This is a genomic window from Gemmatirosa kalamazoonensis (assembly GCF_000522985.1).
Taxonomy (GTDB): domain Bacteria; phylum Gemmatimonadota; class Gemmatimonadetes; order Gemmatimonadales; family Gemmatimonadaceae; genus Gemmatirosa; species Gemmatirosa kalamazoonensis.
On record NZ_CP007128.1, the window covers coordinates 2,820,094 to 2,843,081 of the forward strand.

At 71.7% G+C, this 22,988-nt stretch carries 22 protein-coding genes; 3 read left to right on the forward strand and 19 right to left on the reverse strand.

The window, feature by feature from the left end; translation table 11 throughout:
* Window positions 1-40: 40 nt before the first annotated feature.
* Window positions 41-919 (reverse strand): hypothetical protein, encoded by an 879-nt coding sequence (locus J421_RS12110; RefSeq protein ID WP_148306281.1) that lies wholly within the window; start codon window positions 917-919, stop codon window positions 41-43.
* 232 nt (window positions 920-1,151) lie between these two features.
* Here J421_RS12110 and J421_RS12115 point away from each other — a divergent pair, with 232 nt between their 5' ends.
* Window positions 1,152-2,336: a PDZ domain-containing protein gene (locus J421_RS12115; RefSeq protein ID WP_025411439.1), complete on the forward strand. Its 1,185-nt coding sequence runs from the start codon at window positions 1,152-1,154 to the stop codon at window positions 2,334-2,336.
* Window positions 2,337-2,376: 40 nt separating this feature from the next.
* On the opposite strand, the gene J421_RS12120 is transcribed toward J421_RS12115, so the two are convergent.
* The 3 genes from J421_RS12120 to J421_RS12130 are packed head-to-tail and all read right to left on the reverse strand — an operon-like array spanning window position 2,377 to window position 7,212.
* Window positions 2,377-3,225 carry a transporter gene (locus tag J421_RS12120; RefSeq protein WP_148306282.1) on the reverse strand — a complete coding sequence of 283 codons (849 nt, stop codon included), beginning with the start codon at window positions 3,223-3,225 and terminating at the stop codon, window positions 2,377-2,379.
* A 1-nt stretch (window position 3,226) separates the two neighbouring features.
* Window positions 3,227-5,212, reverse strand: coding sequence for a potassium transporter Kup (locus J421_RS12125; RefSeq protein ID WP_025411441.1), 1,986 nt, complete (start codon window positions 5,210-5,212; stop codon window positions 3,227-3,229).
* Between the two features lie 2 nt (window positions 5,213-5,214).
* Window positions 5,215-7,212 carry a potassium transporter Kup gene (locus J421_RS12130; protein ID WP_104022551.1) on the reverse strand — a complete coding sequence of 666 codons (1,998 nt, stop codon included), beginning with the start codon at window positions 7,210-7,212 and terminating at the stop codon, window positions 5,215-5,217.
* Window positions 7,213-7,465: 253 nt separating this feature from the next.
* Here J421_RS12130 and J421_RS12135 point away from each other — a divergent pair, with 253 nt between their 5' ends.
* On the forward strand, window positions 7,466-8,167 hold the full coding sequence (locus J421_RS12135) for a TonB family protein (protein ID WP_025411443.1): 702 nt from the start codon (window positions 7,466-7,468) through the stop codon (window positions 8,165-8,167).
* A gap of 79 nt (window positions 8,168-8,246) precedes the next feature.
* Here the strand turns inward: J421_RS12135 and J421_RS12140 are convergent, their stop codons facing one another.
* The 11 genes from J421_RS12140 to J421_RS12190 all read right to left on the reverse strand — a co-directional run bounded on the left by J421_RS12140 (window position 8,247) and on the right by J421_RS12190 (window position 17,120).
* Window positions 8,247-8,600 carry a hypothetical protein gene (locus J421_RS12140; protein WP_148306284.1) on the reverse strand — a complete coding sequence of 118 codons (354 nt, stop codon included), beginning with the start codon at window positions 8,598-8,600 and terminating at the stop codon, window positions 8,247-8,249.
* Window positions 8,601-8,610: 10 nt separating this feature from the next.
* Complete coding sequence (locus J421_RS12145) at window positions 8,611-9,222, reverse strand: hypothetical protein (RefSeq protein ID WP_104022552.1); 612 nt, start codon at window positions 9,220-9,222, stop codon at window positions 8,611-8,613.
* Entirely contained in the window at window positions 9,222-9,854 is a 633-nt protein-coding gene (locus J421_RS12150) for an RNA polymerase sigma factor (protein WP_158508768.1), read from the reverse strand. Before J421_RS12150 ends, J421_RS12145 begins: the two co-directional genes overlap by 1 nt.
* A gap of 109 nt (window positions 9,855-9,963) precedes the next feature.
* Window positions 9,964-10,539 (reverse strand): HD domain-containing protein, encoded by a 576-nt coding sequence (locus tag J421_RS12155; protein ID WP_025411445.1) that lies wholly within the window; start codon window positions 10,537-10,539, stop codon window positions 9,964-9,966.
* A gap of 100 nt (window positions 10,540-10,639) precedes the next feature.
* Window positions 10,640-11,200, reverse strand: a complete 561-nt coding sequence (locus J421_RS12160; protein WP_148306285.1) for a hypothetical protein — start codon at window positions 11,198-11,200, stop codon at window positions 10,640-10,642.
* 261 nt (window positions 11,201-11,461) lie between these two features.
* Window positions 11,462-13,075, reverse strand: coding sequence for a DHA2 family efflux MFS transporter permease subunit (locus J421_RS12165; RefSeq protein ID WP_025411447.1), 1,614 nt, complete (start codon window positions 13,073-13,075; stop codon window positions 11,462-11,464).
* Window positions 13,072-14,217 (reverse strand): HlyD family secretion protein, encoded by a 1,146-nt coding sequence (locus J421_RS12170; protein WP_025411448.1) that lies wholly within the window; start codon window positions 14,215-14,217, stop codon window positions 13,072-13,074. Before J421_RS12170 ends, J421_RS12165 begins: the two co-directional genes overlap by 4 nt.
* A 65-nt stretch (window positions 14,218-14,282) precedes the next feature.
* Window positions 14,283-15,659, reverse strand: a complete 1,377-nt coding sequence (locus tag J421_RS12175; protein ID WP_025411449.1) for a TolC family protein — start codon at window positions 15,657-15,659, stop codon at window positions 14,283-14,285.
* A gap of 7 nt (window positions 15,660-15,666) precedes the next feature.
* The gene (locus J421_RS12180) at window positions 15,667-16,314 is read right to left on the reverse strand and encodes a TetR/AcrR family transcriptional regulator (RefSeq protein WP_025411450.1); all 648 of its coding nucleotides are present in this window, start codon (window positions 16,312-16,314) and stop codon (window positions 15,667-15,669) included.
* Between the two features lie 127 nt (window positions 16,315-16,441).
* Window positions 16,442-16,621 (reverse strand): hypothetical protein, encoded by a 180-nt coding sequence (locus J421_RS12185; RefSeq protein WP_025411451.1) that lies wholly within the window; start codon window positions 16,619-16,621, stop codon window positions 16,442-16,444.
* 37 nt (window positions 16,622-16,658) lie between these two features.
* Window positions 16,659-17,120 (reverse strand): peptidylprolyl isomerase, encoded by a 462-nt coding sequence (locus J421_RS12190; RefSeq protein ID WP_025411452.1) that lies wholly within the window; start codon window positions 17,118-17,120, stop codon window positions 16,659-16,661.
* Between the two features lie 46 nt (window positions 17,121-17,166).
* Here J421_RS12190 and J421_RS12195 point away from each other — a divergent pair, with 46 nt between their 5' ends.
* Complete coding sequence (locus J421_RS12195; protein ID WP_025411453.1) at window positions 17,167-18,174, forward strand: glycosyltransferase family 9 protein; 1,008 nt, start codon at window positions 17,167-17,169, stop codon at window positions 18,172-18,174.
* On the opposite strand, the gene J421_RS12200 is transcribed toward J421_RS12195, so the two are convergent.
* From J421_RS12200 to J421_RS12215, 4 genes are all read right to left on the reverse strand, one after another.
* A complete protein-coding gene (locus J421_RS12200; RefSeq protein WP_148306286.1) occupies window positions 18,119-19,318 on the reverse strand; it encodes a glycosyltransferase family 9 protein in 1,200 nt (399 codons plus the stop codon). The genes J421_RS12195 and J421_RS12200 overlap by 56 nt on opposite strands.
* On the reverse strand, window positions 19,315-19,983 hold the full coding sequence (gene nth, locus J421_RS12205) for an endonuclease III (protein ID WP_104022554.1): 669 nt from the start codon (window positions 19,981-19,983) through the stop codon (window positions 19,315-19,317). The genes J421_RS12200 and nth overlap by 4 nt, the downstream gene beginning before the upstream one ends.
* Complete coding sequence (polX, locus tag J421_RS12210) at window positions 19,983-21,731, reverse strand: DNA polymerase/3'-5' exonuclease PolX (protein WP_025411456.1); 1,749 nt, start codon at window positions 21,729-21,731, stop codon at window positions 19,983-19,985. Before polX ends, nth begins: the two co-directional genes overlap by 1 nt.
* Before the next feature lie 383 nt (window positions 21,732-22,114).
* Window positions 22,115-22,987 carry an alpha/beta fold hydrolase gene (locus J421_RS12215; protein WP_025411457.1) on the reverse strand — a complete coding sequence of 291 codons (873 nt, stop codon included), beginning with the start codon at window positions 22,985-22,987 and terminating at the stop codon, window positions 22,115-22,117.
* Between the last annotated feature and the right edge of the window lies 1 nt (window position 22,988).

The window sequence follows — 22,988 nt, forward strand, 5'->3', positions numbered from 1 at the left end:
GTGCCGCGGCGGGTACGGGCTCGCCCCGCCGCGGCGCCGGTCATGGCTTCGGCGGCTCCTTCACGTTGACCGCGGGTTTGACGAGGCTCGGTCGCTGCGCGACCACGGGCTTCGGCGTCCAGAACGCGGGATCGCTCGCGACCATCCCCTCGGGGGCATAGCTCATCTTCGGGTTGAACATGAGCGTCTCCACCTCGCGCGAGATCACGGCGTCCGACGTCAGCTTGTCGTAGCGCGCGCGCTGCTCCATGGACATCGCCGCCCGCACCTTCGACGCATTCGCCGAGCGCGCGTCCATCTCCGCCATCGACCGGAACGGACGGATCACCATGTACGTCGGCGTGGTGACGCCCTGCACGATCTCGTAGACGGCCGTGCCGTGCTCGAGGCCGGCTCTGGCGTACGCCGCGACGAGCGCGCCGCGCATCTCCATCCAATCTGCGGTGTGCCCGGGACGCAGCCGGTACGTGGTGATCACGAACCCGCGCATCTTTCCGATATCCAGGGGCGCGCCGGGCGGGCCGGAGTCCGGACGGAGCTCGGCGAGGAAGGTCCGCGCGCCCGAGAGCATCTCGCCGTCCGCCGCCGAGAGCCGCTGCAGCTCGGCGCTGAGCCCCGGCGCCTTCGCGATCTCCTGGTCGTATGCTTCGAGCGTCGCGTAGTCCGGCACGGCCGTCATGAACCAGGCTTCCTGCCCGCCGGTGCTCGTCGTGGCGGCGAGATAGTGGTTCTTCGTCGCGGCCCTGCGGAACGCTGCCGGCCACTGCGCCTCGATCGTTTCGTGCGCGGACCCTTTGCCGACCTTCACATCCTCGCGGAAGATCTGCAGGATGACGGGCGGGCCCGCGGGCTGAGCGTGCAGCGGGAGTGCGGGGAGCAGGCACCCGGCGATCGCGAGCAACGTCAGTCGAGGACGCATGGATCCTCCGTCTTGCATTGCCCGCTCGGCCCCGAGAATGGACGGGGGCGTCCGAAGATGGGCGATCACGGCGGGACCGTGAGCGGGTGTGGGGACATGCCACCCTCCGGTGCCCCTGTCAAGGAAGCCGCTACATCGCAGGGGGCGGCGCGGCGAGGTCTGGTCGGCAACCCTCCCCGCACGCCGGCGTGTCCTACCGGGTGAACCACCCCTTCCTGGAGACACCCCGACGATGCGACCCACCGTCTACCTGACGGCCGCCGCGGCGCTGGCTGCCGCGTCCCTCCTCGCTCCGCACACCGCCGCCGCGCAGGACGCCGGCAGCCGTCGAACGTACGAGACCCTCGTCCAGGCGCTCGGCCCCGGCGGCGTGAGCATCTGGCGCAGCGACGACTCCACGCGCGCGGTGCTCGGCATCTCGCTCGCGCCGGCGCGCAGTTCCAGCGACACGATCGGCGTGCGCATCGCCGACGTCGCCGAGGACGGCCCCGCCGCGAAGGCCGGCATCGAGGAGGGCGACCGCATCGTGTCGATCGACGGCACGACGCTGCGCGTCGACCCGGCCGATGCCGACGATCCCGTGTTCCGCGACCTCGGATCGCGCCGACTGCAGCGCGCGCTCGCGAAGCACAAGCCGGGCGACGAGGTGTCGCTCGTCGTGCAGCGCGGCCGCGAGACGCGCACCGTCCGCGTGAAGACGGTCGCCGCGTCGTCGCTGGAGCCGAGCCGCGCGTACGGTGTGGGCTTCGGGCCCGGCGGCTCGACGATCTTCCGCAGCGGCGCGTCGGCGCGCGCGTGGGCCGACAGCATCCGCACGCGCATGGAGCAGCGCCCCGCGCTCGGCCTAACGGTCGGCACCACGGGCAGCCGCCGCGACACGCTCGGCCTGTTCGTGAGCTCCGTCGCCACCGACGGCCCCGCGGAGAAGGCGGGGATCGTGGAAGGCGCGCGCATCGCGGGCATCGACGGCGTGGATCTGCGCCTCTCGCGCGACGACGCCGAGGACCCGGAGTTCTCCGCGCTCCGCGCGCGCCGCTTCACGCGCGAGCTCGAGAAGCACAAGGCGGGCGACGACATCACGCTGCGCGTGTGGCAGAGCGGGAGCCTGCGCACGCTCACCGTGAAGGCGGCCCGTGCCGCGGACGTGTGGAAGAACCGCAGCGGCTTCGCGTTCTCGTTCGGCGACGGCGACGGCGCCATCGCGCTGCCGCGCACTCCCGTTGCGCCGCTGCTGCCGTCGACGCCGATGCGCATGGACGTGCCGTCGCTGCGCGTGCTGCCGCGCACGTGGATGTCCGCGCCGGTGCGTCCCGCGCTCCCGCGCGCGAGCGTGCGCACCACGTCGTTCGTCACCCCGCGCGTCGTCGTCCCGCGCGCCGTCGCGGTGCCGCGCGCCCGTCGCGTGATCGAGATGTGACCGCTCGGCGCTGACCGCGTCTCCGCGTGAGCTCTCGGGCCTAACGAGTCCGCGCGAACGGGTGCTCGAACGACAGGTACAGGAACACGCCCGTATCCGCGTCGCCGCCGCTGAACGTCACGGGCACTGCCGCGCCGGGGACGATCTGGAGCCCGGAGCGGAAGTTGAACGCGTAGCGCACGCCCGGCGACAGCGTGAATGACTGGTTCGACAGCGTGACCGCGTCACCCGCCCCGCGCGGCGTGACGCGGTTCGACGTGTGCGAGAACAGCGACTCCAGCATCACGTTGAACGTCGGCCGCGCGAGCCAGATGAAGCTCTGGCCGAGCGTGACGTTCGCGCTGCGCAGCCGCTCGCCGTCGCCGGTCTTGCCGCGCGGCACGAGCGTGCCGCCGACGTTCGAGTGCGACACGAGCGACGGCGTGAGCACCGCGGTGACCGGCAGGTTCACCTGCACTCCGGCGCCGCCGAGTCCCGTCCCCGCCGAAGCGCTGCCGGTCGGCAGGATCGCGGAGAGACGCGGCGCGAACAGCAGGTCTTCGTGGGCGAGGGCCTGGTAGCGGTAGTTCAGCAGCAGGTCGCCGAAGCGCGGCGACGCGCCGCGTCCTTCCGGGCGCGCGATCGGTATCGTGTAGCTCAGCTGATTCAGCTGCGTCGGGACGGGCCACTCCTGCGTGAACGTGTACAGCCAGCCGTTGCCCGTGGTCGCGCGCGAGAACGTGTTGATGTGCTGCACCACGCCGCGCTCCTGGTTGTACGCCTCCTCGACCAGGAAGCTGTTGTCCTCGATCGGCGGCGGCGCGGAGTCGGGTGCGGCGGGAGTCTGGGCAGCGGCCAGCGCGGGCGCGGCCACGAGGGCCAGCGCCATCGTTAGGCGGGAGAATCTCACGTCAGAACTCGATCTGGGTGCCCAGCTCCACGACGCGGTTGGGCGGGATGGAGAAGAACTGCGTCGCGGACCGCGCGTTACGCGACAGGAAGATGAACAGCATCTTGCGCCAGCGCGCCATCTTGCCCGGACCGCTGGGGATGAGCTGCTCGCGGCCGAGGTAGTACGACGTCGCCATCGGGCGGGTCTTCACGCCGCGCGCGTTCAGGTGCTTCATGAGATCGGGCACGTTCGGCTGCTGCATGAAGCCGTAGGTCGCCCGCACGCGGAAGAAGCCCTCGCCGAGCTCCTCGACGACGAGCGTCTCGCGCTCGTCGACGTCCGGCACGTCGGCGACGCCGATCGACAGCAGCACGACCTGCTCGTGCAGCACCTGGTTGTGCTTGAGGTGATGCAGCAGCACGACCGGCGCACCCTCGGAATGCGACGTCAGGAACACCGCGGTGCCGTTCACGCGCATCGGCTTCTTGCGCGCCACGTCCTCGATGAACATCGACATCGGGAGCGTGCGCCCCTGCAGGATGGTCCACAGCAGCCGCCGCCCCTCCTTCCACGTGCGCATGATCGTGAACAGCGCGACGCCGATGGCGAGCGGCACCCAGCCCCCCTGCTCGATCTTCAGCACGTTCGCGCCGAAGAACGCGAGGTCGATGAGCAGGAACGTGGCCGATGCGGCGGTGGCCTTCCACGGCGACCATCCCCACTGCTCGCGCGCGATGACGTGGAACAGCAGCGTCGTGATCGCCATCGTGCCCGTGACCGCGATGCCGTACGCCGCGCCGAGCGCCGTCGCCGACTTGAAGAACAGCACCACCACGATGCAGCCGAGTGCCAGCGCCTGGTTCACCTCGGGGATGTAGATCTGCCCCGCCGCGTGGTGCGACGTGTGGCGGATGTCGAGCCGCGGCACGAAGCCCAGCTGCACCGCCTGCTGCGTGAGCGAGAACGCGCCCGAGATGAGCGCCTGCGACGCCACGATCGCGGCGAACGTCGCGATCACGAGCAACGGGATCTGCAGCGCGCGCGGCGCCAGCAGGTAGAACGGGTTCGCCGCCGCCTCCGGGTGCGCGATGAGCAGCGCGCCCTGGCCGAAGTAGTTCAGCAGCAGACACGGGAACACGAACGTGAGCCACGCGAGGCGGATCGGCTTCTTCCCGAAGTGGCCCATGTCGGCGTACAGCGCCTCGGCGCCGGTCACCGCGAGCACCACGGAGCCGAGGATGAGGAAGCCGTGCAGCCCGTGCCGGAAGAAGAACGACACGCCGTAGCCCGGCCACACCGCCTTCAGGATCTCCGGGTGATGCCGAAAGCCCGCGACGCCGAGCACCGCGAGGGTCGCGAACCACACGAGCATCACCGGCCCGAACATCCGGCCCACGCGCTCGGTGCCGGACCGCTGGAACGAGAACAGCCCGAAGAGGATCACGATCGTGATGATGATCACCCAGCGGTCGAGCGCCGGTGCGATGACCTTCAGGCCGTCGACCGCGCCGAGCACGGAGATGGCCGGCGTGATGATGCCGTCGCCATAGAGCAGCGCCGCGCCGAACAGCGCGAGCGAGATGAGCACGAAGCGCGAGCCCTTGTCGTCGTCGCGCCGCCGACGCTGCATGATCAGGGCGAGCAGGGCGAGGATGCCGCCCTCGCCCTTGTTGTCCGCGCGCATGATGAACGTGACGTACTTGATCGTCACGATCATCGTCAGCGACAGCACGATCAGCGACAGCACGCCGTAGACGTCGGGTATGGTCGCCGGCACGCCGTGCTCGCGGCTGAAGCACTCCTGCAGCGTGTACAGCGGGCTCGTGCCGATGTCGCCGAAGACGACGCCGAGCGCCGTGAGCGTGAGCAGCGCGAGCCGTCGCCCAGTGGGGTTCGCGTCCGCGTGATGGTGCGGATGCGAGCTCGCGGGCGTCTCGGCGGTGGTGGCGGCTGGCTCGGCGATGACGGACGGCGTGAGCCCGCGGGAGGGGGAGGGCGTGGTCACGGTCAGAATTCGATCTGCGCGCCCAGCTCCACGACGCGGTTCGGCGGGATGGAGAAGAACTCCGTCGCCGAGAGGGCGTTACGCGACATGAGCGCGAAGATCTTCTTCCGCCAGCGCGCCATGCGGCTCTTGCCCGTCGCGATCAGTCGCTCGCGCCCGAGGAAGAACGACGTGTCGCCCGGCCGCGTACGCACGCCGCGCGCGTTCAGGAACTTCATGATGTCCGGCACGTTCGGCTGCTCCATGAAGCCGTACGTGGCCAGCACGCGCCAGAAGCCCTGCCCGAGCTCCTCCACCTCCAGCGTCTCCTGCTCGTCCACGTCGGGCACGTCGGCCGTGCGGATGGAGAGGAGGATCACCTGCTGGTGCAGCACCTTCATGTGCTTCAGGTGATGCAGCAGCACCACCGGCGCCCCGCCGCGCGCGGACGTCATGAACACCGCCGTGCCGCTCACGCGGTGCGGCTTGCGCCGCGCGACGTCGGAGATGAACGCGTCCATCGGCAGCGAGCTGGTCTCCATGTGCTCGAGCAGGATGTCGCGCCCCTTCTTCCACGTCGTCATCAGCAGGAACACGATCCCCGCGATGGTGAGCGGCACCCACCCGCCGTGCGGCACCTTCAGCAGGTTCGACGCGAGGAACAGCAGGTCGATGAACAGGAAGCCGTAGAGGAACGTGCGCGCCTTGAGCTTGGACCAGCCGAAGCGCTGCCGCGCGATCACCACGAACAGCATCGTCGTGATCGCCATCGTCGCCGTCACCGCGACACCGTACGTCGCCGCGAGCGCGGCGGACGAGCGGAACGCGACGACGAGCAGCAGCGTGCCGACGGCGAGCGCCTTGTTCACCTCGGGGATGTAGATCTGCCCCGCCTGCTCGCTCGACGTGTGCACGATGTTGAGCCGCGGCGTGTACCCGAGCTGCACCGCCTGCTGCGTGAGCGAGAACGCGCCGGAGATGAGCGCCTGCGACGCGACGATCGCGGCGAGCGTCGCGATCACGAGCAGGGGGATCTGGAACGCCGGCGGCGCGAGCATGTAGAACGGGTTCGACACCGCCGTGCGGTCGCGCAGCACCAGCGCGCCCTGCCCGAAGTAGTTCAGCAGCAGGCACGGAAGCACGAAGCCGAACCACGCCCATCGGATCGGCTTGCGGCCGAAGTGCCCCATGTCGGCGTACAGCGCCTCGCCGCCCGTGATCACGAGCACCACCGCGCCGAGCACGACGAACGACTCCTTCGGGTGCGCGGGAAAGAACGTCACCGCGTACCACGGGTTCATCGCGCGGAAGATGCCCGGGTGCTGCGTGATCTCCATGATGCCCAGCACGCCGATGGAGACGAACCACGCGAGCATGATCCAGCCGAACGCGCCGCCCACCTTCGCGGTGCCTTTGTACTGGAAGTAGAACAGCGTGAAGATGATCGCGAACGTGATCGGCACGATGAACTTCGCGAGCGCCGGCGTCACGATCTGGAGCCCTTCGACCGCGCCGAGCACGGAGATGGCGGGCGTGATCATGCCGTCGCCGTACAGGAACGCCCCGCCGAACAGCCCCATCGTGATGAGGATCGCGCGCGTGCGACGCTCCGTGTCGCGCTGCTGCCGCGCGAGGATGAGCGCGAGCAGGGCGAACACGCCGCCCTCGCCCTTGTTGTCGGCGCGCAGGATGAACGCGACGTACTTCACGCTCACGACGAGCACGAGCGCCCACACGATGAGCGACAGCACGCCGTAGACGTTGACGGGGGTCACGGCCAGCCCGAACTCGCGGCGGAAGCACTCCTTGATGGAGTACAGGGGGCTCGTCCCGATGTCGCCGTACACGACGCCGAGCGCCGTGAGCATCAGGGTGGCGAGCCGCCGGCCGGTGGGGTTGGCGTCGGGGCGGTGGTGGTGCGGCGCGCCGGTGGTCGGGTGCGTCTCCGTCGGGAACGCCTGCGTCACGAGGCCCGAGGGTTCGTCCGGCCCACCGGATGGTCGAGCTGACTCAGCGGACATGCCGGGTCTGAGAGAGACGCGGATCGGCCAGCTACGCCGGTCTCGCAAGAATCGGGTCGCGGGCCGAGCCGCGACCGTCGTGAATGATAGAGAGCCCCCGCCGGCAGCGTCCAGCGAGCGAGCTTCATCGTTCGCTCATGAGAACGCCGCCGTTTCTTCATCGACTCGCGAGCGAACGCTAACGCCGCCGCCACGGGGCGTTCATCTCGGCGCGCGATGCTTCTTCCGAACCCCAACCCCAGGAGGGAGCGCGATGCAGCTACTGGAGTCGAGCGCGCGGCGGCGGCGCAGCCGCGCCGGAACGGCGGTGAGCATCCTCGTGCATGCGACGCTGATCGCCGGTGCGGCGGTCGCGACGGCGAGCGCGCACGCCGGGCTGGAGGACCACGAGACGCGCGAGAAGACCATCTTCTACGAGCCGCCGCGCGACCCGCCGCCGACCCCCGTGGCGTCGCGCACGTCGCGGTCCACCACGCCGTCCACGTCGCCGGCCGCGCCGAGCGCGCCGCAGGCGCCGCCGCTCACGATCGGGCCCATCGTCGACGGCATCCCGCCGATCGGCTCGATGCCGGACCCCACGCGCGGGCTCGGCGACACGTTCGTGAAGGGGCTGGCGAGCGGCGCGGAGGACGGAAGCGCCGGTGCGCCGACGGGCGACGCGCCGCGCGACGCGCGCTACGTCGACAAGGTCGCGGTCCCGCTCGGCCAGCTCCGGCCGCGCTACCCGGAGGCGCTGCGCGCGCAGGGGCTCGGCGGCCGCGTCGTCGTGCGCTTCGTCGTCGACACGCTCGGCCGCGTCGAGCAGGTGAGCGTGCAGCTCGTGACCGCGACCCACCCGGCGTTCGGCGACGCCGCGCTCCGCACCGTCGGCTCGCTGCGGTTCCGTCCCGCCGAAGCCGGCGGCCACCGCGTGCGTCAGCTCGTGGAGCTGCCGTTCGAGTTCCGGATCGAATGACAGGGCAGGAGGGCAGGAGCGCAGGAGGGCAGGAGAGCATCGGACTCCTGCCCTCCTGCGCTCCTGCCCTCCTGCCCTCTCAGTTGTGGCTCTTCGTCCGCTCGATGTAGGCGTCGAACTTCGCGCGCTGGGCGTCGGTGAGCCGGAGCGCGATGGCGTGGCGCGCGGAGTCGCGCACCGCGTGGAGCCGCGGTTTCAGCGGGCCCATGATGGAGTCCATGACCCGGTTGCGCGCGGTGAGGATCGAGTCCACGGCCGCGCGCTGCGGGGCGGAGAGCTCGAGCTCCTCGGCGAACGCGTCGACGACCGAGATCTGCGGCGCCCCGGCGCGCAGCCGGTCGCTCACGATGCGATCCACGGTGAAGCCCAACGTACCGCCGACGACGAAGGCGCCGAGCAGGAACATCGCCGCCAGTTGCTGAGAGCGCAGCACGGAATCGCTCTCAGGGCGTCGGGCGTCGGGGCGTGGTGTCGCGACGGGCGCGGGCGGAGTCCACCGGCGACGCGGCGTCGGGCGCCGGGTCGGCGGAGGCGTCGGGCGAGCCTTCCAGCTCCCGCGGCACGCGCGCGGGTCGCTTCACGCCGTCGGTCAGTAAGTATGCGGCCGCTCGCGCCTGGTCCGACGTCGCGCTCGACGCCGGTCCCCAGTTGTCGGTGGCGCGCGCGAACTCCTCGTCCAGCGGCTCGATGGTGAACGCCGGCGACTCCTCGAGGACCGCGCGATAGAGCGCGTCGGACCGGCTGCCGCGCGTCTGCAGCCACACGCCGCCCAGCACCCCGAGCAGCACGGTCGCCGCGGCGAGCCCCGGACGCGCCCAGCGCGCGAGCGTCTGGATCCACTCCGCGGCAGCCGCCGGCGCGGCGCGCCCGGCCCGCACCGCCGCCATGATCGTCGCCTCGAAGCCGTCCCAGTAGTTCTCCGCCGGCGGCGCGTACAGCGAGCGCAGCCGACCGGTGAGCGCCGGGTCCTCCTGGTCCTCCGGTGGCTCCTGGACGTCGTGCGTGTCGGTCGGTGGGCGATCGAGTCCGCCGCGAATGACGCGGAAGCGTCGCATCAGAGGTCCTCTCGCACGTCGCCGAGCAGCCGGCGGAGCTGGGCGCGGGCGTGGTGTAGGTCCGACCGAGCGGTGCCCTCGGGAATCCCGAGCGCGGCACCGATCTCGGCGTGCTTGAACCCCTCGATGTCGTGCAGGACGATCACCGCACGCTGCCGCGCCCCGAGCTGCGCCATCGCAGCCTGCAGACGCGCCCGCAGCTCCTGCGACTCCGCCGGATCGCGCGACGGGCGCGGCGAGGCGACGGTCTCCGGCAGCTCGTCGGCGTCGCGCACCTTGCGGCGGCGCGCGATGTCGAGCGCGGCGTTGGCGACGATGCGATGGAGCCACGCGCCGAACGCCTGCTCCGGGCGGAATCGATCGAGCGCCCGGTACGAGTGCAGGAAGCCCTCCTGGACCGCGTCCTCCGCGTCCTCGTGCGTCAGCACGATCGCGCGGGCCACGGCGTACGCGCGCCGTTGGTGCATCCGGACGAGCCCGGCGAACGCGTGCGTGTCTCCCGCCTGGGCGGCGAGGACCAGCTCGCGCTCCGCGAGCGCGGCGTCCGAGACCGGTGCCGGCAGCGGCACCTGGGTCTCGACGCGCGCAGCGGGACGGACGGCGGCAGCCCTATCGGGGAGTCCGAAGGGCACGGCGAGCGCGGGTGAAGTCATCCTGGGGGGGCAGGAGAGGAGTTCGCACGGTCTACGCGCCGCTCACGAGGAGCGTTGGCGGGGGAAATCGAAGAGCTGTATCGGGAAATCAGAGACCGAGCGCTGCGGATTCCGCGCGCATGGCCTCGATGACGAACGCGATGTGCTCGTCGAGCGGAACGCCGAGCTCCTCCGCCCCACGTAGAACGTCCTCCCGGCTCACTCCGCGGGCGAACGCCTTGTCTTTCATCTTCTTCCGAACGCCGCCAGCGTCGACGTCGTGGACGCTGCGGGACGGCTTCACCAGAGCGGTGGCCGTGATCAATCCCGTCAGCTCGTCGACCGCGAACAGGGTCTTCGCCATGCGGGTCGTACGGGGTGTCCCGGTGTACTCGGCGTGGCCGAGGATCGCCTCGAGGACATCCTCAGGATAGCCGGTCCGGCGGAGGATATGCACCCCCGCTGACGGGTGTTCTTCGGTCGGCGAGCGCGCCGCGTTCGGCCACCGCTCGTAGTCGAAGTCATGGAGCAGGCCGGCGAGTCCCCACCGCTCCTCGTCCTCACCGAACCGCCGCGCGTAGGCCCGCATCGCCGCCTCGACCGCGAGCATGTGCTTCCGCAGCGATTCCGACTTCGTGTACTCGTGGACCAGCGCGAGCGCGTCCTGGCGGGAAGGGAGGGGCATGTTGGATACGATAACGCCTGGCGGGCTCTTGCGCGCCAGGCGTCGGCCAGGGTTCGTCGCGCCGGTCCCCGGGAGTTCCGGGGCCGCGGGGCGGCGTCGGCTAACCGTCGTAGAAGTACTCGCGCAGCTCGGCGGGAAAGGCACCGTCGGCGAACAGCCTGAAGATCATCCCCTGGCGCTCGGCGAACAGCACCGCGTTGAGCGCCGCGAGGGTGGGAGTCGAAGGGGCGGGCGGCTCGACTCTGCCGTCGCGAGCCGGGATCGTCGGCTGTGTCGCCTGGAAGTACTCGATGAAAGCGATCGTCTGTGGACCGCAGACACCGTCGATGACGATCGGCGACGTGTCGGGGAGCGGCGGCCGAGCCGGCGGCGGCGGGTGCGGCGTGTGCCGTGGTGCCACCCCGATCGCCGCGCGGAGACCACCCGGGGGAGGCGGCGTGTACGACCCCGCCAGTACCGTGTCGGCCTGCATTGGCGCCGGCTGGGCGAATGCTTTCTCCGTCGCCACGCGGAGCAGGTACTGCACGAGCAGCACGTCCGCTCGGTCGTTCGGCGCCGCGCGGCCCACGGCCTGGTCGATCACGTACACCGGAGGAGGGCCACCTCCGACGCGTCTGATGTGAACGACGGGGACGATGCCGGGCAGCAGGAGACGGGGCATGGCGCACCTCCGCGTGTGTGCGCCATCATGGCGAGGCCCACGGCGCGTGACAAGGGCGTGCCCCACCGCTTGCGGAGCGGCGCGCCGGTCGCGACTCCACGTACGAGTGTTCGTTGGACCACGGCGGACTGAAGGAGGACTGAAGAAGGAAACACCAACAAGAAGTGTTGGTCCTTCTTCAGTCCTCCTTCAGTCCTTCTTCAGTCCTTCTTCAGTCCTACAGAAACGCGTACGTGGACCCCAGGCCGCGCGCACCAGCCCTCAGTGCGCGTCCACCGCCACCCGCCCCTTCGGCCGCCGGAGGATGAACACCGCCGGGATCACGCACAGGAACGACAGCAGGATGAACATCCACGCGTCGTTGTAGGCGAGCATCGCCGCCTGCTTCATCAGTGACCCCTCAAGGATCTTCAGCGCCTGCGTCCGCGCGTCGATCAGCGAGCCGCCCTTCGCCAGCATCCCCCCGACGAGCGCCTGATAGCGCTGCTCGAACGCCGGATTGCCGGGATAGAGGTTCGTCACGAGGTCGGCGCGGTGGAACGCGATGTGGCGCGTGAGATACGTGGTCAGCACCGCGATGCCGAACGACCCGCCGAGCTGCCGCGAGAGGTTGATGAGCCCCGACGCCTGCTGCGCCTCGTGCGGCTTCAGGCTCCCGAACGCGACGTTGTTGATCGGCGTGAACAGGAAGCCGAGCGACAGGCCGCGGATGATGAGCGCCATGCGCGCATCGCGCTCGCCGGCCACGGTCGTGAGGTGGCCGAGGTCCCACATCGCCCACAGCATGAGCGCCATGCCGACGAGGATCAGCACGCGCGCGTCGGCCTTCGGCTTGTCGCCGTTCAGCATGAAGCCGCAGAACAGCGCGACGCATGCCGTGGCGATGCCGCCCGGCATCATCGACAGCCCCGTGGCCGTCGGCGTGAAGCCGAGAATGGTCTGCGTGAACAGCGGGAACAGGATCGCGCCGCCGTACAGGCCGAAGCCGAGGACGATGAACAGGAAGATCGACGCCGACAGCTGACGGTTCTTCAGCACCCGCAGCTCGATCACGGGGTGCTTGTTGCGCGACGAGAGCTGCCACCAGAGCAGCGTGGCGAGCGACACCGCCGAGAGGATCGACAGCCGCACGATCCAGGCGTCGGAGAACCAGTCGTGCGAGTTCCCCTCCTCCAACACGTACTGCAGCGAGCCGACGCCGGCGATCAGCAGCCCGATGCCGAGCCAGTCGATGTCGCCGGTGTGGCGCTGCGCGTTAGGCGCATCGTGCAGGAACGTGGAGACGAGCAGCGTCGACGCGACGCCGATCGGCACGTTGATGAAGAAGCACCAGCTCCACGTGTAGTTGTCGGTGATCCAGCCGCCCAGCGTCGGCCCGAGCGTCGGCGCGACGATGATGCCGAGGAGGAAGATCGCCTGTACCAGCCCCTGCTCGCGCGCCGGGAAGATCTGTCGGAGCGTCGCCTGCGCGGTCGAGAGCAGCGCCGCGCCGCCGGCGCCCTGCAGCAGCCGGAAGAACACGAGCTCCCCGAGGCTCGACGACGTGCCGCACAGGAACGACGCGACGATGAACAGCACGATCGAGAACGTCAGATAGCGCTTGCGCCCGAACCGCGCCGTGAAGAACGCGGTCATCGGCAGCACGACGACGTTCGCGAGGATGTAGGAGGTGCTCACCCACGCGATCTCTTCCTGCGTCGCGCTCAGGTTCCCCGCCATCTGCGGGAGCGCGACGTTGATGATCGTCGTGTCGAGCACCTCCATCACCGCGGCGGTGATGAGGCCCAGGAGAATGAACCAGCGGTACTGCTCGACGCCGGGGATCGCCTGGGCGGCGTGTCGCCCGCTCGGACGGGCGACGGCGGTCGCGCTCACTTCGTGTCGACGTGCACGACGACGCTCATGCCAGGACGCAGCGGACGGTCCTTGCCGAGCCCCTTCGTGATGTGGATGCGCACCGGCACGCGCTGCACGACCTTCGTGAAGTTCCCCGTGGCGTTGTCCGGCGGCAGCAGGGCGAACTTCGCGCCCGTCGCGCTGCTCAGGCTCTCCACGGTGCCCTCGATCGTCGCGCCGGCGTAGGCGTCGACCTCGACCTCCGCCTTCTGCCCGACGCGCAGATCCTTGAGCTGCGTCTCCTTCATGTTCGCCGTCACCCACGTGCCGGTGTCGGCGACGACCGACATCAGCGTCTGCCCGGGCTGCACGAGCTGCCCCACCTCCACCGTCTTGCGCGACACGGTGCCGGAGGCCGGCGCGTTCACCGTCGTGTACGAGAGCTGCAGCGCGGCATTGTCGCGCGCCGCCTTCGCCGCGCCGGTGCGCGCCTGCGCGAGCCGCACATTCGCCTCCGCGCTCTGCACGTTCGCCTGCGCGCCCGTCACGCCGGCGCCGGTGGCCGAGGCCTGGCGCTGCACCGCGAGCAGGTTCGCCCGCGCCGACGCGGCGGCGGCGCGCATCGCGTCGAGCGCCTGCTGCGACACGATCTGCTTCGACGCGAGATCCTCATAGCGGCGCAGATCGCTCTCCGCCTTGTCGAGGTTCGCGCGCGCGGCGGCGACCTGCGCCTCGCCGGCCGCGGTCTGGCTCGTCGCGCTCTGCACCTGCGCGCGCGTCTGGCCGACCGCGGCGGTGCCGCCGGTCGTCGTCGCCTGCGCGGCGGCGAGGTCGGCCTCCGCCTGCGCGAGCTTCACGCGGTACTCCGCGTCGTCGATCTGCACGAGGAGCTGCCCCTCGCGCACGGCCTGGTTCTCGACGACGGTCACGTTCTTCACGTAGCCGCCGACCTTCGCGATGACGGGGACGATGTGGCCGTCCACCTGCGCGTCGTCGGTCGACTCGTGGGCGCGGCCGTACGTCCACTGCTTCACGCCCCACGCGGCGCCGCCGAGCACGAGCAGCCCGACGATCGGCAGGACGAAGCGCTTCTTGGAGCCCGCGGGGGCGGGATCGGGTGCGGGCGTCGGCACGCGGGCGGGTGCGGGGCGGCTGGTCTCGGGAGCGGTCGCGGCGGACATGTCGGAAATCCTCGGGCGTGACGGAGAAGTCGTGTGCGGATCGTTAGGCGCGTCGTCGATCACGGTCAGGGCAGCTCGGTGAGCGAGCCCTGCGCGCGCGCGAGCGAGACGCGGGCCGTCTGGTAGGCGGTGAGCGCGTCCACCGACGCGGTGCGCGCGGCGTTCAGCGAGAGCGAGGCGGTGATGACGTCCGCGTTGCCGGCGACGCCGGCGCGGAACCGCTCGCGTGCCTGCGACAGCTCCTGCTCGGCGAGGCGCACGCGCTCCGCCGTCGCGGCGACCTGCTCGCGCGCGGCGCGGAGGTCGAGCAGCGCGCCGCGGACCTCGACGGCGGCCTGCGCCTCCAGGTCGCGGCGGCGCAGCTCCGCCTCGTTCGCGACGGCCTGCTGCTCCTCGACGCGCCCCTCGCGGCGGAAGCCGTCGAAGATCGGCAGCGACACTTGCACGCCGTAGTCGTACGTCGGCAGCATGTGGTTCAGGTCCTTGCCGATGTTCCCCTGATCGACGAAGGCCGACACGGTGGGGAGCCGCTCCGCCTTGATGGCGCTCGTCTGCCGGCGCGCCGCCTCGACCTGCGCGGCGGCGGCGCGGAGGTCCGGCCGGTTCGCGAGGGCGCGCTGCACCGCATCGGTCTCGTTCGGCAGCGACTCGTTCGCCGGGAGCGTGCCTAACGAATCGGCGAGCCGGATCGGCGTGTCGAGCGACAGGTTCAGCGCGCGGCGCAGGTCGAGCTGCGCGCGGTCGCGGTCGGCGCGCGCGGTGATGAGCGCCGCCTGCGACTGCGCGATCTGCGACTGCGCGCGCGTGACGTCGAGCGCGACACCCGTGCCGGCGCGGAGCTGCTCCTGCGCGATGCCGAGCAGATCGAGCGCGAGCGCGGAGTCGGCCGCGCGCGCGCGGTACTGTCCCTCGGCGCGCAGGGCGCGGAGGTAGGCGCTCGCCGCCTGCGTCGCGGCGAGGTCGCCCTGGTTCTCCGCCTCGGCGCCGGTCGCGCGCTGCGCGGACTGCGCGGCACGCACGCGCCCGAGGGCACCGAGGTCCAGCAGGTTCGCGGCGACGCGGCCGCGCACGTCCCACAGGTTCACCGGCCCCTCGACCTGGCCGTTCGGGTCGAACAGCGGCGGCTGGCCGGGCGGGGCGGGGAAGTCGATGCCGAACGTGGCCGTGTTGAACGTGCGGCCCGTGCGGCTCGCGTTCGCGGACAGGTCGGGCAGGAGCGCGGAGCGCGCCTGCGTGACGCGCGCGGCGGCCTCACGGGAGCGCTCGCGCGCGGCGAGCACCGCGGCGCTCTGGCGCGCGGCGAGGCGGGCGGCCTGGCCGAGCGTGAGCATCGTGTCGTGCGGGGTCGTCGGCGTCTGCGCGGCGAGCGAAGCGGGCGATGCGGCGCGCCCGGCCACGAGCGCGGCGGCGGAGAGCGCGAGAAATCGTGAGATCGTGGTCATTCTATCGTCAGGCCTCGCCGACGGCGGGGCGAAGTGCGTGAAGAGCGAAGTCGCAGAGCTGCTGGAAGAGTTGTTCCGGCGCCTCGGCGCCGACCGACCGCGCCATCTCGGGCTTGCAGTACCAGAGCGCGTGGCCGACGAACATCGCGGCGAGCGTGCGCGCGGTGGCGGCGGGGTCGACCCGTCGGAACTCGCCGCGCTCGATGCCGCGGGCGATGATGCCGGACACGAAGGCGCGGGCCGGCTTCACGACCTCCTCGAGATAGAACGCGGCGAGCTCGGGGAAGCGGTGCAGCTCGCCGATGACGAGCCGGTAGACGGCGAGCGTGGCCGGCGTGCGGAGGAACTCCCACCAGTCGTGCATGTAGCTGCACAGCTGGTCGACGGCCGAGAGGTCGGGCTCGGCGGCGAGCTTGCCGCGGGCGGCCTCGAGGCGGGAGACGATGGTGTGGCGGACGACCTCGCGAAACAGCTCTTCCTTGTTCGGGAAGTAGAGGTAGATCGTCCCCTTCGCGACGCCGGCGCGTCGGGCGATGTCGTCGAGGCGGGCGCGGTCGAGGCCCTCCTCGTCGAAGACGGCGAGGGCAGCGTCGAGGATCTGCTGGGGGCGCTCGTCGGGCGCGCGTCGGCGCGCCGAGTCCAGAGGCAGCGTCATGGTTGTAATAACTGACCAGTCAGTCACGAGCTTGCCATAAGAAAGCGCGCCACGTGGCGCGCTTAATGACTGACCGGTCAGTAATCTAAGGGGCCCCGCCGGGGTGTCAACCCGACCCCCGTGCGGCTCAGTGCGTGGCCGCCGCAGCCGCCCCCTCGGGAGCCTCGCCCGCGTACTTCTTGTTCGTCAGGGTCACGATCGTGACCACGACCACGAGCAGGAACACGACCGCCGAGAGCAGGCCGAGGTACGCGGCCGGCTTGTCGACGTTCGGGGCGGGGTGGTGATGCGTCGTCTGGTTCGCCATGGGACGGTTCGGTTCCGATCGATCGGCGCGGAGCGGATCAGCTCACGCGCACCGTGTTCATCACGTCGTTCGCCTGGATCTGCTTCACCACGTCGAGCCCCTCCACCACCTTTCCGAACACGGTGTGCACCCCGTTCAGGTGCCGCGTCGTCCGCTCGCTCAGCACGATGAAGAACTGGCTGCCGCCCGTGTTCGGCCCGGCGTGCGCCATCGACAGCGCGCCCTCCTCGTGCTTGTGCGGGTTGCCCGCCAGCTCGTCCGGGATCTTGTAGCCGGGCCCTCCGGTGCCGATCCGACGGTCGCCGGCCGGCAGGTCGCGCGACAGCGGGTCGCCCCCCTGGACCACGAAGTCCGGGATCACGCGGTGGAACTTCACGCCGTCGTAGAAGCCCTCGTTCGCCAGCTTCTCGAAGTTGGCGACGGTCTTCGGCGCCTCGGCGTCGTACAGCTCCGCGACGATGGTGCCGCGGTTGGTCTCGAACGTAGCGCGCTTGGCCATGGATGCGGGTGAGAGACGGAGAACAAGCTAGTAGGTTCCGCCCTCGATGGTACCGCCGCCCACCGCCCTCAACGTCGTCGTCAGCCGCACCGACCGCATCGGCGACGTCGTGCTCACCCTGCCGCTGTGCGGGCTGCTGAAGGCGCGCGGCCATCGCGTCGTGTTCCTCGGCCGGCGCTACACGCGTCCGGTGCTCGAGGCGAGCGACGCGGTCGACGAGATCCTCGAGTGGGACGACGCGCGCGGCGCGGAGGCCCGCGCGCGGCTCGCCGATGCCCGCGCCGACGTGGTGCTGCACGTGAAGCCCGACGTCGACATCGCGTGGGCCGCGTTCCAGGCGCGCATCCCGCTGCGCGTCGGCACCACGCGGCGAGCGTTCCACTGGCTGCTGTGCAACCGGCTCGAGTCGCTCGCGCGCAAGCGCTCGCCGCTCCACGAGGCGCAGCTGAACGTGCAGCTCGCGCGCACGCTGCTCCCCGCCGACGCGCTCGCACTGTCCCTCGACCGGCTCGCGGCGCGCGGCCGCCTGCGCCCGCGCGTGCCGGTACCCGACGCGCTGCAGCCGCTCGTCGCGCGCGACCGCTTCACGCTCGTCGTGCACCCGCAGTCGGGCGGCAGCGCGGCGGAGTGGCCGCTCGACCACTGGAGCGCGCTGGCCCGCGCGCTGCCCGCGGAGCGGTTCCGCGTGCTCGTCACGGGCACGCGCGCCGAGGGTGACGCGCTGCGCGCGTGGCTCGACGCGCAGCCGCCGCACGTGCACGACGTCACCGGCCGCACCGACGGACGCGAGCTGCTCGCGCTGCTCGCCGCCGCCGCCGGCTTCGTCGCCGCGTCCACCGGCCCGCTGCACGCCGCCGCGGCGTTAGGCACCCGCACGCTCGGCCTGTTCTCGCCGCGGCGCCCGATTCACCCGGGGCGATGGGCGCCGATCGGGGAGCGGGCGGAGGTGCTCGTCCCGGAGCGGACGGGCGGGACGGCGGCCGACGACCTCGCCGCGATCACGCCGGATGCGGTAGCCGACCGCGTTCGCGCGTGGGCCGCGCGAGCGCGCTGACGCCGAGGCCGAGCTCGCGCACGAGCGCGTCGAATGCGCAGAGGACGACGGCGGGATCGGTCTCGCGCAGCGGCCGCGCGTCGGGCAGCACGACCGTCCTGTTAGGCACGCCCCACGGTCCCCAGTCGCGCACGTCGGCGGCGAGCGGCGTGTGGATCGACACCACCGGCGTGCCGACCGCGGACGCGAGGTGCACGTTCGCCGTGTCGGGGGTGACGACGACCGCAGCGCGGCGGAGCAGCGCGACGAGGTCGCGCAGCGTGGGTCCGGGGCGCGCGACGATCACGCGCCCGGCGTCGCCGAGGCGCGCGGCGGCGTCCGCGGCGACGCCTTCCGCCTCCCCGACCACGGTCGGCGGCGGCGTGAGCACGACCGTGAGGCCCGCATCGTGGCCGGCGAGCGCGCAGGCGAGCTCCGTGGTCAGCGCGCGACCGAGCGCGCGCGCCGGCTCGGCGGCCCACGCGTTCAGCGCGACGAACGGCCCGCGCACGTGCGCGCACAGGAACGCGTCGACGCGCCCCTCCGCCGCGGCATCGCGCGCGAGCACGGCGGGCCACTGCGCGACGTCGGGGCGAGCCGGCGCGCCGTCGCCGATCGTGGCCTGAACGAGCGCGAGCAGCCGCGTCGCCATGTGCCGGTGCGCGCGCGACACGCGGTGCAGGTGCGTGAACAGTCCGACGTACTGTGGCTGGCGCCACAGCGACACACGCGCCCCGTGCCGCCGGGCGACCATTCCGGCGAACAGTCCCTCGCGCAGCCCACGACTCATGAGCGGGCTCACGACGACGTCGTAGCGCCGCGCGCGCAGCGTGCGCACGAGCCGCAGCCACGACCGCCACGAGTGGTCGTTCACCTCCACGCGGCGCACGCGCGCGTCGCCGTGCAGCAGCGCCGCGTTGCGCGGGCTCGCCACGACGTCGATCTCCGCCGCGGGGAGCGTCGCCGAGAGATAGGCGAGCGCGGGCAGCGTCACGGCCATGTCGCCCACCGCGTCGTGGCGGACGACGAGGACGCGACGGACCGACGCGGGACGCAGATGACCGGCCGGCGCGTCGGTGGGGAACAGCGTGCGGTACAGCCGGTTGAGCTGGCGATAGAGGACGCGACTGGCGCGCCGGCGCACCCGCTCGAGCGGCGTGGTCACACCGCGGCCGACGGGCACAGCGCGACGAGCGCGCAGTCGCCGCACCGCGGCTTGCGCGCGTCGCACGTGCGCCGCCCGTGGAAGATCAGCAGGTGCGACAGCATCCCCCAGCGGTCGCGCGGGAACAGCGGCATGAGCGCCTGCTCCACCTTCACCGCGTCGTCCTCCTTCGTCAGCCCGAGCCGCGCGGCGAGCCGCAGCACGTGCGTGTCGACGGTGATCCCCTCGTTGATGCCGTACGCGTTGCCGAGGATCACGTTCGCGGTCTTGCGGCCGACGCCGGGCAGCACGACCAGCTCCTCCATCGTGCGCGGCACCTCGCCGCCGTGCCGCTCGACGAGCGCGCGCGCCATCGCGATGAGGCTCTTCGCCTTGTTGCGGAAGAACCCGGTCGTCTTCACGATCTCCTCGACGTCCTCCTGCCGCGCGTCGGCGAGCGCGCGCGCGTCGGGATACTTCGCGAACAGCGTGGGCGTGACCATGTTCACGCGCTTGTCCGTGCACTGCGCGCTGAGGATCGTCGCGCACAGCAGCTCGAACGCGTTGCGGAAGTCCAGCTCGCAGTGCGCGTCGGGATACGTCTCCTCGAGCAGCGCGTAGATGCGCGCCGGATCGGTCTTCGACTTCCGCGCCTTCGTGGTCTTCGTCGTGGTCTTCGTGGCCATCAGCGGTGCGCCTCGCGGCGCGCGCGCGCGAACGCGAGCACGTCGTCGGCGGTGCGGGTGTTCAGGATGTCGTTAGGCTCGAGCCAGCCCTTGCGCGCGACGCCGACGCCGATCTCCACGTTGTCCAGCCCGTGCGCGGAATGCGCGTCGGGGCCGATCTCCACGAGCACGCCGCGCTCCTTCGCGCGCTTGCAGAGCCGCCAGTCGAGATCGAGGCGATGCGGGTCGGCGTTCAGCTCGATCGCGACACCGGTCTCCGCGGCCTTGTCGATCACCGCCTCCATGTCGATGGCGTACGGCTCGCGCGTGAGCAGCAGGCGTCCGGTGGGATGGCCGAGGATCGTGAGGTGCGGATCGTCGAGCGCGCGGCAGACGCGCTCCGTCATCGCGGACTCGCTCATGCCGAACCGCGAGTGCACGGATCCGATGACGTAGTCGAACCGCTCGAGCAGGTCGCCGCCGAAGTCCACGCGTCCGTCCTCGAGGATGTCGGCCTCGATCCCCTTCAGCACGCGGAACGCGGCGCCCTCCGCGCCGAGCGACTCGTTCAGCGCGTCGATCTCGTCGTGCTGCCGGAGCACGGCGTCGCGCGTGAGACCGCCCGCGTAGAACGCGCTCTGCGAGTGGTCGGTGATGCCGAGGTAGCTCCACCCCCGCGCGCGAGCCGCCGCCGCCATCTCGGCGATCGTCGTGTTGCCGTCGGAGTAGTCGGAGTGGCAGTGCAGCACGCCGCGCACGTCGTTAGGCGACACGAGGCACGGCAGCGCTCCCATGGCCGCCGCCTCCACCTCGCCGCGGCCCTCGCGCAGCTCGGGCGCGACGAACGCCAGCCCGGCGAGCGCGTACAGCGCCGGCTCGTCGGGTACGGGCACGACACGACCGCGCGCGTCGGTGATGGCGTCGCCATCGAGGCGGCAGCCGCGCGCCGCGAGCCGCGCCGCGACCTCCGCCACGTGCTCCGCGGTGCCCGTGGCGCGCCAGAGCGCGACGGCGAACTGCTCGGGGACCACGCAGTGCACGTCGAGCTGCGTGCCGTCGACGTAGCGCAGCCGCGCCGAACCGCCTCCGGCGCCGAGCACGTCGCGCACACCGGGCGCGCGGCCGAAGGACTGCGCGACGGCGGCCGGCTTGCCGCGCACCGCAGCGACGACGTCGACGTCGCAGATCACCTCGCGCCGACGGCGCACGGAGCCGGCGACCGCCGCCTCGACGACCTCGGGATGACGCCGCACGTCCTCCAGCAGGCGTCCCGCCTCGGCGGCGGCGTGCGGGTACAGCACGAGCGCGCCGTTCGCCTTCAGGAACGCGATCCCCTTCGCGATCTTCTCGGCCGTCTTCGGCCCGAAGCCGCGCAGCCCCGCGAGCCGACCGTCGCGCGCCGCGAGCTCCAGATCGTGCAGCGTCTCGACGCCGAGGCCCTCGTGGATCGCGTGGATCTTCGTCGTGCCGAGGCCGGGGACGCGGAGCATCTCCAGCAGCCCCTCGGGCGTGTCCTCCTGGAGCTGCTCGAGCAGGGAGGAGTCGCCGGTGGCCACGAGGTCGCGCAATACGGCGAGCGTCGCGGGGCCGAGCCCCGGCAGCGTCTCCAGCTCTCCCGCCCGCAGCAGCGGCCCGATGTCGTCCGTGTCGAGCGCGAGCACGCTGCGGGCGGCAGTGGCGTAGGCGCGCGACTTGAACCGGTTGACGCCGTTCAGCTCGAGCAGCGCGGCGATCCGCGTCAGGACGTGGGCGGCGGAGCGGGGGTCCATGGCAACCAATATACGGCGGCCCGTACCGCTCACACCGAACGCAACGCCGCCCGCGTGACCTACTTCACCGCGGTCGGACCCGGGGCGAGGTAGGGGCGCTGGCGGCGCTGCCAGAGTGAAAACCCCCGACCGACCGAACGTGTTTTCCGAGACTCCGCCCGGCCGGCCGGAGGAGCGGCCTTCACGCTTCGCGACGTCACAGGGGGCGACCGCCGTTCCACGCTCCGGCCACACAAGGACTTACGTGCGCCGCACGGGCGCAGGTTCCTCACCATTATACGCCGGGACCGCGCCAGTGTTGCATTGGCGCAACACTTCAGGTGCGACAGACGGTGGGCAATTGTGGATCTGCGGCTCCAGAATCGCCGCAGTCGGCGGTTCAGTCAGCCGACCACCTCGCGCAGGAACGGCTCCACGGCGTCCCACAGCCCCTGCGGGTTCTCGACGTACGGGACGTGACCGCTCCGCTCCAGCACCACGAGCCGAGCGTCGGGGATCGTCTCGGCGGCCGCCTCCGACGACGCGAGCGGGATCGGATCCTCGCGGCCGTGGACGACGAGCGTCGGGCAGGAGACGCGGGCCAGCGACACGTGCAGGTCGTAGTCGGCGAGCGACTTCCAGACCGACTCCTGCACGCGGCCGGTGACACGGAACGGCGTGAGGTCGTGCGTCGCGGCGGGGTCGTGGAAGTAGCCCGCGACGCTCAGCTCGAAGCTGCGCTGCCGGTACGCCGCCGGATCGCGCTCGCGCAGGCCGGAGGCCGCGAGCTCGGCGCGCAGCGCCTGCACCGCGGGGCTCTGCTGCCGCCGCAGGAACTCCGCCTCGAACTCGGCGCGGTACGCGCGGGAGATCGGCGCGGGGTCGATGAGCGTGAGCGACGCCGGCGGACGGCCTCGCCCGTGCAGCGTGTACAGCAGCGCGAGCAGCCCGCCCCACGAGTAGCCGACGAGGTGCAGCGGCCCGGGGGCCAGCTCGTCGGCGATGCGTGCGAGGTCGTCGACGTGCGTGCGCCAGGTGATCGGCGCCGGATCGTCAGTCTTCGAGCGGCCGCCGCCCCGCTGGTCGTAGAACAACGCGTCGTACCGCTCGGCCAGCCGCAGCATCTGCGGCAGCAGATAGTCGTGGTGCGCGCCCGGCCCGCCGTGGAGCACGACGACGCGCGGCGCGCCCACCGGTCCCCACGCGGCCCAGTAGAGCGGTAAGTCGGTGGTGGCGGCGTAGCCGGACGCGCGGGGCGCGGGGATGTGCTTGGGCATG

Excerpts from the sequence above, each read along its gene's own strand:
- J421_RS12110 (WP_148306281.1), bottom strand. The coding sequence starts at position 919 with ATGCGTCCTCGACTGACGTTGCTCGCGATCGCCGGGTGCCTGCTCCCC.
- nth (WP_104022554.1), bottom strand. The coding sequence starts at position 19,983 with ATGGCCACGAAGACCACGACGAAGACCACGAAGGCGCGGAAGTCGAAG.
- J421_RS12180 (WP_025411450.1), bottom strand. The coding sequence starts at position 16,314 with ATGACGCTGCCTCTGGACTCGGCGCGCCGACGCGCGCCCGACGAGCGC.
- J421_RS12190 (WP_025411452.1), bottom strand. The coding sequence starts at position 17,120 with ATGGCCAAGCGCGCTACGTTCGAGACCAACCGCGGCACCATCGTCGCG.
- J421_RS12170 (WP_025411448.1), bottom strand. The coding sequence starts at position 14,217 with ATGTCCGCCGCGACCGCTCCCGAGACCAGCCGCCCCGCACCCGCCCGC.
- J421_RS12135 (WP_025411443.1), top strand. The coding sequence starts at position 7,466 with ATGCAGCTACTGGAGTCGAGCGCGCGGCGGCGGCGCAGCCGCGCCGGA.
- J421_RS12160 (WP_148306285.1), bottom strand. The coding sequence starts at position 11,200 with ATGCCCCGTCTCCTGCTGCCCGGCATCGTCCCCGTCGTTCACATCAGA.
- polX (WP_025411456.1), bottom strand. The coding sequence starts at position 21,731 with ATGGACCCCCGCTCCGCCGCCCACGTCCTGACGCGGATCGCCGCGCTG.
- J421_RS12175 (WP_025411449.1), bottom strand. The coding sequence starts at position 15,659 with ATGACCACGATCTCACGATTTCTCGCGCTCTCCGCCGCCGCGCTCGTG.
- J421_RS12215 (WP_025411457.1), bottom strand. The coding sequence starts at position 22,987 with ATGCCCAAGCACATCCCCGCGCCCCGCGCGTCCGGCTACGCCGCCACC.
- J421_RS12155 (WP_025411445.1), bottom strand. The coding sequence starts at position 10,539 with ATGCCCCTCCCTTCCCGCCAGGACGCGCTCGCGCTGGTCCACGAGTAC.
- J421_RS12115 (WP_025411439.1), top strand. The coding sequence starts at position 1,152 with ATGCGACCCACCGTCTACCTGACGGCCGCCGCGGCGCTGGCTGCCGCG.
- J421_RS12185 (WP_025411451.1), bottom strand. The coding sequence starts at position 16,621 with ATGGCGAACCAGACGACGCATCACCACCCCGCCCCGAACGTCGACAAG.
- J421_RS12145 (WP_104022552.1), bottom strand. The coding sequence starts at position 9,222 with ATGCGACGCTTCCGCGTCATTCGCGGCGGACTCGATCGCCCACCGACC.
- J421_RS12195 (WP_025411453.1), top strand. The coding sequence starts at position 17,167 with ATGGTACCGCCGCCCACCGCCCTCAACGTCGTCGTCAGCCGCACCGAC.
- J421_RS12130 (WP_104022551.1), bottom strand. The coding sequence starts at position 7,212 with ATGTCCGCTGAGTCAGCTCGACCATCCGGTGGGCCGGACGAACCCTCG.